The following is a 12,253-nucleotide window of genomic DNA, read 5'->3' as shown; positions in this document are numbered from 1 at the left end:
ATGAACGCGCGACTGAAACCATTGCAGGCAACAAGCCCAGTCCTTCTGGCGATGCTTCTGGTTCTGACCATGGCGGCCTGTTCGCCCAAGAAAACAGTGCCTGTTGAGCCTGAGGCGGCCCAGCCGGTGGCCGTCAACCCCGATACGCTGGACGTGGAAACCGCATACGCCGAAGGGCTGCACGCTTTCTGGATAGGCAGTTATAAATCGGCCGCGGCCCTGTTCGAGAACCTGGCCCGCCGTCCCGACGACCACCCGTTCCGCTCCAAGGCCCTTTTCGGCTTGGCCTGCGCCAAACTGGCCGGAGCGGAGAACCAGGAGGAGTTCAAGGCCGCGCGCCTGGTCTGGCAGGAGTGGGAGCATGCTTCATCCGGCGCCGTGGGCCAGGCTGACCCGCGAATGATCACCCCGTTCATCCAGAACGCCAAGATCATGCTCGGCGGCAAGGAATCGCGCGATTTCAAGTTCCCGTTCGGAAAGGCCGGGACCTCGGAGCAGGATCTCGCCAAGCGTTTGCAGGAGAAGGAAAAAGAAGTAATGGTCCTGCAAAAGCAGATTAAAGCCCTGGAAGCCATACATCGCGAGATTCAGGAAAAGAAGAAACTGTCGACCCAATAGACATGGCAGCAACACAGCTTCGCAAGACAATACTCGTTGTGGACGACGATTCGCACATCCGCGAGGTTCTGGACGTGCGGCTCTCGTCCGCCGGGTATGAAGTCATCCAGGCTTCCGACGGCGGGGAAGCTCTGGAACTACTTGGCGGCACCCCCGTGGACCTGGTGATCTCGGACATCCGCATGCCCGGGCTCGACGGACTGGAGCTTCAGGCCCGCCTGGAGAAAACCGCGCCCACGCTGCCCATCATCTTCCTCACGGCCTACGGTTCCATTCAGGACGCCGTGAAGGCCATCAAAAGCGGCGCTGTGGACTACCTTACCAAGCCTTTCGAAGGGCGTGAGCTTCTGGACAAGGTGAGCAAGGTCCTCTCCAAATCCGGCCCTGGCACGAGTTTCGTGGCCCCTTCCGCCCCCAAGAAGGACGGGGGCATGTGGGAAACCCGCTCCCCCAAAATGCTGGAACTGGCCAAGATGGTGGAGAAGGTGGCGGCGCGGGACGTGAACGTGCTGCTGCTGGGGGAATCGGGCACCGGCAAGGAGCGCATCGCGCACCTTATTCATTCCCTGAGCCCTCGCCGGGAACATCCCCTGGTGGTCGTGGATTGCGGCTCAACCCCGGCCAGCCTGCTGGAATCCGAGCTTTTCGGGCATGTGAAAGGCTCCTTCACCCATGCCGTGCGCGACAAAAAGGGCCTCATCGAGGAGGCCCACAAGGGAACGCTCTTTCTGGATGAGATCGGCAACATCTCCACCGAGATGCAGGTCCGTCTGCTGCGTTTTCTGGAGAACCGCAAGATCAGGCATATCGGCGACACGCGCGAGATAGCGGTGGACTGCCGGGTGATCGCGGCCACCAATGCTGATCTGGCCCAGGACGTTGCCGAGGGCAACTTCCGGGAAGACCTGTACTACCGGCTTCGGGTGGTCACGGTGAACGTTCCTCCGCTTCGCGAGCGCAAGGAGGACATCCCGATCCTGGCCGAACATTTCGCCGAATCCTTCTGCAAGGATCAGGGAATGGCTCCGCTTGCGATTCCCCGCGAAACCATGGAGTTCATAAAAGAGTATTCCTGGCCCGGAAACATACGGGAATTGAAAAACGCCATCGAAGCGGCCATCGTGGTTTCCAACGACGGCGTGCTCACTCCAGACGACCTGCAGGTCGCCCCGGCGTCGAAACCAGGCAAGGCCCGCCAGGAAGCCATGTCCCTGGACGAAAGCGAGAAGCTCGCCATCATCCGCGCCCTGGAAAAGTCCAACTGGGTGCAGAAGGATGCTGCCCCGCTTCTCGGCGTCAGCCGCCGGGCCTTGAACTACAAGATACAGAAATACGCCATCGAGATTCCCACCAGGCGCAAGGCCCCGAAACCCCAGTAACGGCCGCACGCGGAAGAACAGCCGCACCGGCTTCGTACGGCCCTTCGGATTCACTCATTTTTTCGCTCCGGCCTGAGGATCAAAACAGCTTCTTTCTGTTTTTGCCGATGCTCATCAGGTGCGGCTGATGCGAAACCGTGGAATAGCTCCTGACAGCCGTTGCATATTCGCGTGATACCGCCATGAAGAAGAAGGCCGCCCCGTATTCGAGGCGGCCATTCTGGTTTTGCTGCTTAGGCTGCGGATTGGACGGCAGAGACCGGTGGAGGCTTGGACCACTTGTCCGCCAGGCTGGCCAGCTGGTCCAGGGCCTGGGCGCGATCCGCTCCGGTAAGCCCGGCAATCTCGCTTCTCAAAGTGTCGATCAGGAACTCGCCTGCTGTACCGGACTCTCCATCCAAAGCCCCTGGTGGCGACTTTGCGAACCAAGTCTTGGCGAGATCCGCCAGATCGTCCAAAGCTGCTGCGAGGTCGTTTCCGGAAAGCTCAGCCAGTTCATTTTCGAGAATGCCCGCCATGAAATTGAGTGTCTCGAGTCCTTCTTCACCCGCACCATCGGCTATTGCGGACGTTCCGCCGGAACCGGCATTGCTTGCTGTTTGAGTCGCGGATGCGCCTCCGGTTCCGGCATTGCTCGCGGCCTGGGCGCTTCCGGAATTGGTGGTGCTGGCATTGCTTGCCGTTTGAGCGGTTGACGAGTTTGTCGTGCTGGCGTTGCTCGCAGTTGAGACTGTGGAGCTCGACGAGCTGGTTGTGGATGTCGTTTTCGTCGTGGCCGCAGCGGATACGGTCTTGGTGAGGGCCACCACAGAGGAAGTCTTTTTGGCTGCGGGCGTGGCTGATGCGGCGGTGGAGGCCGCCTCAGCTTGCGTTGCCTGGGCAGGATTCATGGCGGCCATCTGTTGGGCGATCATGGTTTGGAAGGCCATGAAAGCCGGAATGTTTCGCTGGCTAAACGCCAATGAAGCCTGGAAATTGAGGTTCTGCAAAAGCGCGTTCTGCTGAGCCGCCGGAGTGTCTTCAGAGCTGGCCTGCGGCTGAGCTGCGGCCTGGGCCATGAGATTGGTCTGTATTTGGGCGGCTTGAGCGGCCAGAATTACGCTCGGATCAGTGGCCTGGGCCGCAACTTGTTCAGTGGGCTGTTGCTGCACCCCTGATGCCTGCTGGGCATTGGCCGCAAGAACCTGGGCAAGCTGGGCCGCGAATTGGGCAGGGTCGCCCAGGTTGGCCGTGTTCTGTTGGGACGTATGTCCCGTATCCAATGTTGTTTGGTCCAGAGCGGTGATCATGGCATCCCCTCCACGCGGGCAGAAAGGAAAAATCTGCCGGGTAATCTTCTCTCCGAACAGTAAAAGCAAAGGCTGTGCCTCAGGTGTGGCGGAGCGGGTCGCCGCGGGCCTCCATGGAACGCGCTTTGCAAATGATTTCGTATGCATTGCGGGAGGAAAAAATGAGCGTAAACAGCATCACCACCCAGAGCCTGATCGCGTCGCTTGGATATTTGAATGTCGACCAGAACCAAGACACGTCCGCAACGTCGTCCCTGTCGCCTGTTTCGGCATATTCCGAGTCTTCGGGCATAAGCACCGGTGCCGCGCCTACCAGCATCTCCCAGGTGGGCATTCTGTTGAGCAATTTGTCTTCTTTGGAAAAGAAAGATCCCGAGGCGTTCCAGGAAAGGGCCGCCCAGATAGCCCAGGATTTTCATGACGCCGCTGAACAATGTACGGACACTTTGCAGCGCTACAGTCTGGAGACCATGGCCGAACAGTTTTCCAACGCGGCGCTCTCCGGTTCCATGTCCAGCATCAACATGGGCGCCACCGCCACCACCTTGGCCCGGGCCTACACGTCGCAGTCGAGCCTGACCCTGCTCGACTACATGAACGGCTCTCAGGGGGCGGATTTTTCCGGCCAGCTGACGTCCATCATGACCGCGAATCTCTCCAGCAAGCTCAACGGGGTGTCCAGGTAGCACCAATGGGTCTTGCGACCGTTGCCTTCTGCAATACTAAAAGGCCGCGCCAGGGATGTCCCGGCGCGGCCTTTCTCATATGTGTGTTCCGGTAGAGCTTGCCGTGTGAACTCAAGCGGCGCATCGCTAAGGATGGCCACATCCTGGGATGGTCACGGAGCCGGAGTGCTTACGGACGAACCTTCTTCTAGATGATGCCGTGGAGTGGTCCGCCCGGCGCACCGAGGCTGTCCGCGAACTTCTCAGCGTCCGGATCGGGATCGAGTTGGGGAGCGTGGTAGGTCTTGAGCCGCGCGTCGATGATGATCGGTCCCTGGCACCCCCAATGCTTGCAGTGGGTGAACTCGCCCACTCCGTAGGTGTCCGTGGCCGGGTCGGAGCGGGTAAAGGTGACCCACAGGAAGTTCGCCCAGGATGCGGCCGTGAAGGCTGCATCGTCCGCAACCACGACCAGGGGGAAACCCTCGAGCCCAGCTTCGGCGGTCATGGTCCGGGCCAGTTCTTCCATGAGCGGGTCATGCTGGTCCCGTCCTGTGGCGTGGGGCGGCCCCTGGATGATAAGGATGCCCGGCGCGAAGAGACGGGCCTGGCCGAAGCCCTTTGCGAGGCACAGTCCCGTGGGCATCTCCTTCCCGAGTTCCCTGCGCTTCTCTCCCGTTACGGCGATGACAACCTTCGACCCCTGATTGAGGCTGATGCCGGAGTAATCCAAGGTGTCTATGGTTGTCCGGGTGATGAAGTGGAGGTCCCTTTTGGGGTCGATCCGCTCCAGCATGTGCCGAAAGAAGGCCTTGACGTCGTGGCAGTGCAGTGCGGGGTTGTCTTCCTTGGCCGCAATGAGGACGTACTTGGAGAGGGAGGTCTGCGTGGTGCCAAGGAGCGAGAGGGCGTTGGTGATGAGTTCCTGGGGTGTTCTCTCGGCGGCGTAAGGGACGTAGCGCTCGCTGCCCAGGGCCAGGAGGAGGGGATGGACTCCGGCCTCGTCCACGGCATGGACCTCATGGACGCCGCTGAATACGGTGGACACAAGCGGCGCGGTGAGCTCGTGGATGAACGCGCCGAAGACCGTGTCCTCCTGGGGGGGCCTGCCCACCGTGGTGAACGGCCAGACCGCGCCCTGCCTGTGGTAGACCTTGTCCACCGTGAGCACCGGGAAATCGTGAGCGAGGCTATAGTAGCCGAGATGGTCGCCGAAGGGGCCTTCCGGGAGTTCCCGCCCAGGAGCGACGTGGCCGGTGATGCAGAAGTCCGCTTCCGCGAGGATGGGCAGCCCTCCGGGCCGGTCGACCATGTCCATCCTGCGCCCGCCCAGAGCCCCGGCAAAAAAGAGTTCCGGCATCCCCTCGGGAAGCGGCATGACCGCTGCCACGGTCATGGAAGGTGGACCGCCCACGAAAATATTCACCTTGAGCGATTCGCCCCGGGCGAGAGCTTCGCCGTGATGGTGCCCGATTCCCCTGTGGATCTGGTAATGGAGGCCGACTTCCCGGTCCGGTTCGAAGTGTTGCCCGGTGAGCTGGACCCGGTACATGCCGATATTGGAGCGGGCAAATCCGGGGTGGGCCAGGCTTTCGGTGTAGACCTGGGGCAAGGTCACGTAGCCGCCTCCGTCATTCGGCCAGGACTTAAGTTGCGGCAGTTGGGAAATGCGCGTCTCGTTCGCCAGAACGGGGCCGTCCTTGACCCGCCTGGGCAAGGCGTGGACAAGGGCCGCCGGGACCCCGAGATGTCTCCAGGGGCGCTTGAAGGCCTCCATGGGGTCGAGCTTCAGCTGAAAGAGGCTCTCGATGGCGCGCAGGGTCTTGCGGAAGATGAACTTGGTCCGCGCCATGGTCCCGAACACGTTGCCAACCATGGGGAAGGGGGTACCCTTGACGCGGGTGAACAAAATGGCGGGGCCTTTCGCCTGAAAGACCCGGCGCTGGATGGCCGCGACCTGCTGGTCGGCGTCGACCTCCACGTCAATGCGCCTTAGTTGCCCTGTCGCTTCCAGATCTTGCAGGCACTCGGAAAGATTTCTGTAGCTCATCCGTCCTCAAAAGAAGCTAGAGATATTCCACCAGCTTCACGCTGGTGTTTCGCAGCCGAAAGCTCATGAGCCGCGCGATGTTTATGGTGAGCTTCAAGGCCAGGGGCATGTTCTTCGCGCACAAGGCGTCGAACTGCTGTTTGGTGAGCATAAGCAGCGACACGTCGTCCAGGGCCTTGCAGGTGGCGGAGCGCGGCGGTCCCTCTATGAGGGCCAGCTCGCCGAAGGCGCGTCCGGGGCCGATGCGCACCAGGCACTTGGGCCTGTGGTCCGGCGAGGCGTCCTGCTTGGTGACCTCGATGCTTCCTTCGAGGATGATGGCCATGGAGTCGTCGGGATCGCCCTCGCGGAAAATGATCTCGCTTTTGGGATACCTGCACAGGCTCATGTATCCGCAGAGCGCCTTTATGTCGTCTTCGGTGAGGTCCTTGGCCCAGGTGGAGCTGTCCAGCATCTCCATGAGCTTCGGGCCGACTTCGGGATCGTGGAAGAGGTCTTCGCAGCTGTCGTAGTCCATTGATCGCCTCCGTCGACGAATATGCCACAGGGCAAAAAAAACCGCTAGGCCGTGGCGGCCTCCCGGGCATGTTCTCGGAGCACGCGCCTTAATACCTTACCCACCAGGGTCTTGGGCAGCTCATCCCGAAATTCCACCAGCTTTGGGGTTTTGTAGGCGGCCAGTTTCTCCCGGCAGAAGGCCATTATCTCCTCCCGGCTTGGCGTGGCGCCGGGCTTGGGAACGATGTACACCTTGACCACCTCTCCGCGGGAGCGATGGGGCACGCCCACTGCGGCCACGTCCGCCACCTTGGGGTGCTCGTGCAGCACCTCCTCGATCTCGCGGGGGTAGACGTTGTAGCCGCCGGTGATGATCAGGTCCTTCTTGCGGTCCACGATGAAGAAGTAGCCGTTCTCGTCCATGGTGGCCACATCCCCGGTGTGGAGCCAGCCGTCCTTGAGGGTTGCGGCTGTGTCTTCGGGCCGGTTCCAGTAGCCGCGCATTACCTGTGGCCCCTTGATGACCAGTTCGCCGGGCTGGCCCGGGGCCATGGCGGCTTCGCCGTTCTCCACGTCCACCACCCTGGCGAAGGTGTCCGGGAAGGGCAGGCCGATGGACCCGGGTTTTCTCTGACCCACGATGGGGTTGAAATGGGTGATGGGCGAGGCTTCGGTCAGGCCGTAGCCCTCGATGATGTCCGCTTCGGTCACCTCGCTGAAGCGGCGAAGTATCTCCACCGGCAGCGGAGCGGAACCGCAGATGCAGTAGCGCACGCTTTTCAGGTCGTAGCGGGGCAGGGCCTTTTGCTGCAACAGGGCCATGTACACCGATGGGGTGCCGGGAAACACGGTGGGCTTGTACCGGGCGATGGCCTTCAAGGTGGCCAGCGGGTCGAAGCGCGGCAGGGGTACCACCGTGGCCCCGCAGGCCGTGGCGAAGTTGATGTTCACCGTGAGCCCGTAGATGTGGAAAAAAGGCAGGAGCCCGAGAAAGACTTCGGCCTTGTCGCCTATGGCGTGCAGGATGGCCTTGGATTGCTGGGCGTTCACCGACAGGTTCCGATGCGAGAGCATGACCCCTTTTGAGATGCCGGTGGTGCCGCCGGTGTACTGCAGCGCGGCCAGGTGCCCGGAGGGATCGATGCCATCGTCGTAGTAGGGTTCCGGGGCGAAGGCCGTTTTCCAGTCGCGCACGCGCACCCCGTCCAATTGAAGACCGGGCAGCTTGCCTTCGCGCCAGGCCTTGAGCCTGTAAATCCAGTTGAGGGGAAAGCCCAGGCCGCCGCAGACCCGCGTCACCAGGATGCGCGTTAGCGGCATGCGGGTCAGAAGCCTTTTGTGTTTGGCCCACAGGAGGTCCAGCACGATAAGCACCTTGGCCCCCGAGTCCTCCAGGATGTGCGTGAGTTCCGTCTCCATGTAGAGTGGATTGACGAAGACGGCTGTGGCCCCGGCGTAGAGCGTTCCCCAATAGCTGATCACGGTCTGGGGCAGGTTGGGCAGCATGATGGCCACCCGGTCCCCCCGGGCGACGCCCATGTCGCGAAGTCCCTTTGCGAAGCGGCCGGCCTTGCGCCGTAGCGTTTTGTAACTCACGCGCCAGTTCTGGAAGGCCACTGCGGTTCGTTCGGGAGTCTCAAGGGCGGCCCGGTCGAGCAGGGCCGTCACGGGTTCCTCACGGTAGTTGATGTGAGGAGGGACCTTCGGGTCGTAATGGGCCAGCCAAGGATGTGGTGTGTCGGGCATGGGCGGTTGTATCGTTCGGGTTCAATGTGGCTACTCTTAGCGTATCGAACAATGCAAAACAATGTCCCACCCGCCTTGAAAGCTCCTCAAGGAGGTGAATGCTCCCTGCCGGACCGCGGTTTGGCTCCCGTCAGGCTTTACGCGGTGCATGATTGTCTGCTATGTCGATCGCCTTTGGCAAAGGCAGGAATATGCACGGCATACAGATTGAACGGCATCCGTCCCCCGAACGCCTGTCCGCTTTGGGTGTCTGGGACTGGCCCATCTGGGAAAAGGAAGCCTCCGAATTCCCCTGGACTTACGATTCCACCGAAGTGGCGTACTTCATGGACGGCCAGGTGGTCGTCACCCCGGCAGGCGGGGAGCCCCTTACCATGGGCAAGGGCGACCTGGTGATCTTCCCGTCCGGACTCACGTGCGTCTGGAACATCATCGAGCCCGTGCGCAAGCACTTCAATTTCGAGTAAGCACTTTTTTTCGTAAAAGACCAGGCGCCACGAGCGCCCGTTAAGCGGCACAGGAGCGGCTATGAGCACCATTACTAAATTCATGGACCATCATTTCAGGCATTTCAACGCCCGCGAGACGTTGGATGCCGCAAAGGCCTGGAACAAGCTTCTGGACGACGGCGGCCAGATGTTTCTGACCATGGCCGGGGCCATGAGCACCGCCGAGATCGGCATCATCCTTTCGCGCATGATCCGCGCGGGCAAGGTCCACACCATCTGCTGCACGGCGGCCAACCTGGAAGAGGACCTCTTCAACCTCTTCAACCACAACGAATACAAGATGGTCCCACACTACCGGGATCTTTCACCAGAGGCCGAGAAGGAGCTCTACGACGAGGGTTTCAACCGCGTCACCGACACCTGCATCCCCGAAGGCATCATGCGCCAGGTGCAGCGCGAGATCACCAGACTCTGGAAGAAGGCCGCCGACGAGGGCACCCCGAAGTTCCCGTACGAGTTCATGTATGAGCTTCTGGACCAGCCCGGCATCGAGAAGCACTTCCAGGTGCCCGCCGAGGACTCCTGGGTGCTGGCCGCCAAGGAGATGGGGGTGGTGATTTACACTCCCGGCTGGGAGGACTGCACCTTGGGCAATATTTTCGTTTCCGAGATCATCCGCGGCAACGTGAAGAGCCATGCCGCCATCCGCCACGGCACCGAGCAGATGGAGCATTTGGCCAAGTGGTACATCGAGATGGGCAAGAAGAAGGTGCCCATCGGGTTCTTCCAGATCGGCGGCGGCATTGCCGGTGATTTTCCGATCTGCGTGGTGCCCATGCTGATTCAGGATCTGGAACTGGAAGACACGCCGTTCTGGGCGTATTTCTGTCAGATCAGCGACTCGACCACGAGCTACGGGTCGTATTCCGGTGCTGTGCCGAATGAAAAGATCACCTGGGGCAAGCTGGATATTCATACGCCCAAGTACATGATCAATTCGGACGCAGCCATCGTGGCGCCGCTGATATTCAGCTACGTGCTGGGTGACTAGGCGCTAGAAAGACGCTGAAAATGTTGACGGTTAATGAGAGGCCGCTCCCGGAAGGGGGCGGCCTTTATTTCTGTTCCGAAATCGCTTCGGCCGCATGGACCAGAAAGCCGGAACGGGTCATGCCAAGCTTCTTCGCCGCCGCGTCGATCCTTTCCAGCCTATACTTGGGCACGCTGATATTCACCCGCACCGGCTCCCTGTCCAGAAACGACAAATCCACCTCCACATAAGCCAGCACCCCACCTTCGGCCTCGACCATGTCCAGCACAGCGTCTGGCGCGCTGACCTCCGGGGCGTGCCCCGCGTCGAACAGGTACGCTTCCACGGCTTCCTGCACGTTGGCGAGTGCCTCTTCCAGCGTGTCGCCCGACGTGTAGCAACCGGGCATGTCCGGGATAGTCACGCCGTAGCTTACGCCGTTCTCGGTATGAAGAATCACGGGGTAGTGCTTGTGCATGTGCCTCTCCTATTTGGGTGGCCAGGGCCAACCGGCCTGCCGGGAGATATTGCGCAGGGTTCCTACCGGGAAATCCTTGCGGGGATGGGGGACCACCACCCGGCGGCCGTCGGTGTGGCCGAAAACGTGATGGCTTCCATGTATGCGCAGGAGCGTAAATCCGCTTTGTTCCAGGCGGCCGAGGATTTCCCTGCTTTCCATGTGTGTACGGTACACATCGGTACGATCAAGTCAAGAATAATACACATGATGCGCAAAATTAGTTTGAAAAGCTCTAGGCTGAGCTGTCTTGCCTGGATGGTTCAGCCCAACGGTTGCACACTTTCGGCCTGATTGGTCTTGAAGCCCTGGAGTGGCGGGCCTATACTCTCTGAACATTACATCCGGAGCCTCCCCATGCCCCTCCAAACTTACTTCGCCTTCCTCCTCGCTTCCACCATCCTCCTCCTCATCCCCGGCCCCACGGTGATGCTGGTCATCGCCCATTCCCTTACCCACGGCGTCCGCCGGGCCTGGTGGTCCGCCATCGGCGTGGCCCTTGGCGACGCAACCGCGCTCTCCTGTTCCCTCCTCGGCCTGGGGGCCTTTCTCCAGACTTCCGCCCACCTCTTCACCATCCTCAAGTGGGCCGGAGCCCTCTACCTCATCTGGATGGGCTACAAAATGCTGCGGGCCGAACCCGCCGCAATGGCTGGCCCGGCCCGCAACCCTCAGGGCTGTCAACTCGAAATATCCCGCTTCCGCCTGGTCTGCCAGGCCTACCTGGTCACGGCCCTCAACCCGAAGTCCATCCTCTTCTTCGTGGCCTTCGTGCCCCAGTTCATTACCCCAGGCCCGGACGTCACCCGGCAGATGCTCATCATCCTGGCAAGCTTCGTGGCCCTGGCCTTCTTAAATTCCCTGGCCTACGCCGTCCTGGCCGGTTCCGCCCGCCGCGCCGCGCGCAGCCCGGGCGTCTTAAGGACCTTCACCCGTCTGGGAGGCTCGGCCCTTATCGGGGCCGGAATCTGGACAGCGGCCAAAGAATCAAACTAGCGAGCTTCCCCGGCCGCGCCGAATTCCCCCGACAGCCTCAGTCGCCCCTCAAGAAATGCCTGGACCGCTTCGCGAGGCTTCATGTCCCTGTCCACCACGTAGGGGAGGATGTTTTTCTCCCTGAGGGACTGAGCGGCTTGCGGCCCGATGCCTTTGCAGATCACACAGGCGCATCCTTCAAGCCCGTCCCAGTCCGCCCGCTGGAGCTCGTCTGGGCGAACGGATCTGATGCTGCAGGATATGACCTGTCCGTCGCGCGAGTCCGCCACGAGGAATGCCGTGCTTTTCCCGAAATACCCGGGCATTTCGCCGGATTCATCGCAAGTAACGGCTATCCTCATGGCGTGGTCCCCACCCCGCGCGTTCCCGTAAAGCCCCCCACGGGCCCCGGCCTCATGCCGGGCAGCACGGGAACCAATGAACTTTTTATGCGCCTGTGGACTTCAGGCGTTGTTGCAGTTCTGGCCTTATACCTCTTCGGCCCCGGCCTTGCTGCGGCAACACCCGTGCCCATGCCCGTGTCCGCCGTGACCTTCTCCTTTGCATTCTCCAGCCCCGCCGTGGCGCTGGTGGCCGTGTCCCTTGCCTTCGCAGCCGCAGCCAGCCGCTTCTCCAGCTTCCGTCCGGTTCTTGCGGCCCCTGCCGCAGCAAACATGTTCTTTCTGCTCGCTCATTTCGTAGTTTCCTCCGTCGATTTTTAAAGCCTGGCCCGAAACCAGGGCCGTGGCCACCTTCTTGCGCCCGTCCTGCAGGATGCGCCCGAACGTGGCCCGCGACACGCCCATCATCTGCGCCGCCGTCTCATGGTAGAGCCCCTCCATGTCGCCAAGTCTCAGGGCTTCCAATTCCTCCACGGCAAGCGTCACCTCCTCAAGTTCACGTGCTGGGATGCCCGAGGGCTTGAATTTTCGGCAGGTGGGTTCGCCGCTCACGCGGCAGCATCGTCTGGGTCTGGGCATGTCGTCTCTCCGGAGTTGATATTGAGCATATGTTCAAAACAAGTCAAGCCGCTTGTC

At 61.2% G+C, this 12,253-nt stretch carries 14 protein-coding genes; 6 read left to right on the top strand and 8 right to left on the bottom strand.

Annotated elements, in window-relative coordinates; translation table 11 throughout:
* Both HY795_08455 and HY795_08450 read left to right on the top strand, forming a co-directional pair.
* Positions 1-618, top strand: coding sequence for a hypothetical protein (locus HY795_08455; GenBank protein MBI4805253.1), 618 nt, complete (start codon positions 1-3; stop codon positions 616-618).
* 2 nt (positions 619-620) lie between these two features.
* The gene (locus HY795_08450; GenBank protein MBI4805252.1) at positions 621-1,997 is read left to right on the top strand and encodes a sigma-54-dependent Fis family transcriptional regulator; all 1,377 of its coding nucleotides are present in this window, start codon (positions 621-623) and stop codon (positions 1,995-1,997) included.
* Between the two features lie 233 nt (positions 1,998-2,230).
* On the opposite strand, the gene HY795_08445 is transcribed toward HY795_08450, so the two are convergent.
* Entirely contained in the window at positions 2,231-3,286 is a 1,056-nt protein-coding gene (locus HY795_08445; GenBank protein MBI4805251.1) for a hypothetical protein, read from the bottom strand.
* A 161-nt stretch (positions 3,287-3,447) separates the two neighbouring features.
* Here HY795_08445 and HY795_08440 point away from each other — a divergent pair, with 161 nt between their 5' ends.
* The gene (locus HY795_08440) at positions 3,448-3,972 is read left to right on the top strand and encodes a hypothetical protein (protein ID MBI4805250.1); all 525 of its coding nucleotides are present in this window, start codon (positions 3,448-3,450) and stop codon (positions 3,970-3,972) included.
* Positions 3,973-4,159: 187 nt separating this feature from the next.
* Here HY795_08440 and HY795_08435 read toward each other — a convergent pair whose 3' ends face one another.
* From HY795_08435 to HY795_08425, 3 genes are read right to left on the bottom strand one after another with little or no spacing between them, the layout of a single operon-like run.
* Positions 4,160-6,001: a UbiD family decarboxylase gene (locus tag HY795_08435; GenBank protein MBI4805249.1), complete on the bottom strand. Its 1,842-nt coding sequence runs from the start codon at positions 5,999-6,001 to the stop codon at positions 4,160-4,162.
* Positions 6,002-6,017: 16 nt separating this feature from the next.
* Complete coding sequence (locus HY795_08430) at positions 6,018-6,518, bottom strand: cyclic nucleotide-binding domain-containing protein (GenBank protein ID MBI4805248.1); 501 nt, start codon at positions 6,516-6,518, stop codon at positions 6,018-6,020.
* Positions 6,519-6,562: 44 nt separating this feature from the next.
* Positions 6,563-8,245, bottom strand: a complete 1,683-nt coding sequence (locus HY795_08425) for a long-chain fatty acid--CoA ligase (GenBank protein MBI4805247.1) — start codon at positions 8,243-8,245, stop codon at positions 6,563-6,565.
* A gap of 191 nt (positions 8,246-8,436) precedes the next feature.
* On the opposite strand from HY795_08425, the gene HY795_08420 reads away from it, so the two are divergent.
* Both HY795_08420 and HY795_08415 read left to right on the top strand, forming a co-directional pair.
* Positions 8,437-8,712 carry a cupin domain-containing protein gene (locus HY795_08420; protein MBI4805246.1) on the top strand — a complete coding sequence of 92 codons (276 nt, stop codon included), beginning with the start codon at positions 8,437-8,439 and terminating at the stop codon, positions 8,710-8,712.
* A 61-nt stretch (positions 8,713-8,773) separates the two neighbouring features.
* On the top strand, positions 8,774-9,745 hold the full coding sequence (locus tag HY795_08415; GenBank protein ID MBI4805245.1) for a deoxyhypusine synthase family protein: 972 nt from the start codon (positions 8,774-8,776) through the stop codon (positions 9,743-9,745).
* A 64-nt stretch (positions 9,746-9,809) separates the two neighbouring features.
* Here the strand turns inward: HY795_08415 and HY795_08410 are convergent, their stop codons facing one another.
* Positions 9,810-10,202 carry a type II toxin-antitoxin system HicB family antitoxin gene (locus tag HY795_08410; GenBank protein MBI4805244.1) on the bottom strand — a complete coding sequence of 131 codons (393 nt, stop codon included), beginning with the start codon at positions 10,200-10,202 and terminating at the stop codon, positions 9,810-9,812.
* A 9-nt stretch (positions 10,203-10,211) separates the two neighbouring features.
* Complete coding sequence (locus HY795_08405) at positions 10,212-10,403, bottom strand: type II toxin-antitoxin system HicA family toxin (protein MBI4805243.1); 192 nt, start codon at positions 10,401-10,403, stop codon at positions 10,212-10,214.
* A 195-nt stretch (positions 10,404-10,598) separates the two neighbouring features.
* On the opposite strand from HY795_08405, the gene HY795_08400 reads away from it, so the two are divergent.
* Entirely contained in the window at positions 10,599-11,237 is a 639-nt protein-coding gene (locus tag HY795_08400) for a LysE family translocator (GenBank protein ID MBI4805242.1), read from the top strand.
* Here the strand turns inward: HY795_08400 and HY795_08395 are convergent.
* Positions 11,234-11,578: a hypothetical protein gene (locus HY795_08395; GenBank protein ID MBI4805241.1), complete on the bottom strand. Its 345-nt coding sequence runs from the start codon at positions 11,576-11,578 to the stop codon at positions 11,234-11,236. The genes HY795_08400 and HY795_08395 overlap by 4 nt on opposite strands.
* A gap of 126 nt (positions 11,579-11,704) precedes the next feature.
* Positions 11,705-12,196 carry a DUF134 domain-containing protein gene (locus tag HY795_08390; protein MBI4805240.1) on the bottom strand — a complete coding sequence of 164 codons (492 nt, stop codon included), beginning with the start codon at positions 12,194-12,196 and terminating at the stop codon, positions 11,705-11,707.
* Between the last annotated feature and the right edge of the window lie 57 nt (positions 12,197-12,253).

The organism is Desulfovibrio sp. (assembly GCA_016208105.1).
Taxonomy (GTDB): Bacteria; Desulfobacterota; Desulfovibrionia; order Desulfovibrionales; family Desulfovibrionaceae; genus Fundidesulfovibrio.
Note: the sequence above shows the minus strand (reverse complement) of the source record. Positions and strands in the feature narration are given on the sequence as shown.

Excerpts from the sequence above, each read along its gene's own strand:
- HY795_08445 (MBI4805251.1), bottom strand. The coding sequence starts at position 3,286 with ATGATCACCGCTCTGGACCAAACAACATTGGATACGGGACATACGTCC.
- HY795_08435 (MBI4805249.1), bottom strand. The coding sequence starts at position 6,001 with ATGAGCTACAGAAATCTTTCCGAGTGCCTGCAAGATCTGGAAGCGACA.
- HY795_08450 (MBI4805252.1), top strand. The coding sequence starts at position 621 with ATGGCAGCAACACAGCTTCGCAAGACAATACTCGTTGTGGACGACGAT.
- HY795_08430 (MBI4805248.1), bottom strand. The coding sequence starts at position 6,518 with ATGGACTACGACAGCTGCGAAGACCTCTTCCACGATCCCGAAGTCGGC.
- HY795_08455 (MBI4805253.1), top strand. The coding sequence starts at position 1 with ATGAACGCGCGACTGAAACCATTGCAGGCAACAAGCCCAGTCCTTCTG.
- HY795_08425 (MBI4805247.1), bottom strand. The coding sequence starts at position 8,245 with ATGCCCGACACACCACATCCTTGGCTGGCCCATTACGACCCGAAGGTC.
- HY795_08405 (MBI4805243.1), bottom strand. The coding sequence starts at position 10,403 with ATGGAAAGCAGGGAAATCCTCGGCCGCCTGGAACAAAGCGGATTTACG.
- HY795_08440 (MBI4805250.1), top strand. The coding sequence starts at position 3,448 with ATGAGCGTAAACAGCATCACCACCCAGAGCCTGATCGCGTCGCTTGGA.
- HY795_08420 (MBI4805246.1), top strand. The coding sequence starts at position 8,437 with ATGCACGGCATACAGATTGAACGGCATCCGTCCCCCGAACGCCTGTCC.
- HY795_08395 (MBI4805241.1), bottom strand. The coding sequence starts at position 11,578 with ATGAGGATAGCCGTTACTTGCGATGAATCCGGCGAAATGCCCGGGTAT.
- HY795_08400 (MBI4805242.1), top strand. The coding sequence starts at position 10,599 with ATGCCCCTCCAAACTTACTTCGCCTTCCTCCTCGCTTCCACCATCCTC.
- HY795_08415 (MBI4805245.1), top strand. The coding sequence starts at position 8,774 with ATGAGCACCATTACTAAATTCATGGACCATCATTTCAGGCATTTCAAC.
- HY795_08410 (MBI4805244.1), bottom strand. The coding sequence starts at position 10,202 with ATGCACAAGCACTACCCCGTGATTCTTCATACCGAGAACGGCGTAAGC.
- HY795_08390 (MBI4805240.1), bottom strand. The coding sequence starts at position 12,196 with ATGCCCAGACCCAGACGATGCTGCCGCGTGAGCGGCGAACCCACCTGC.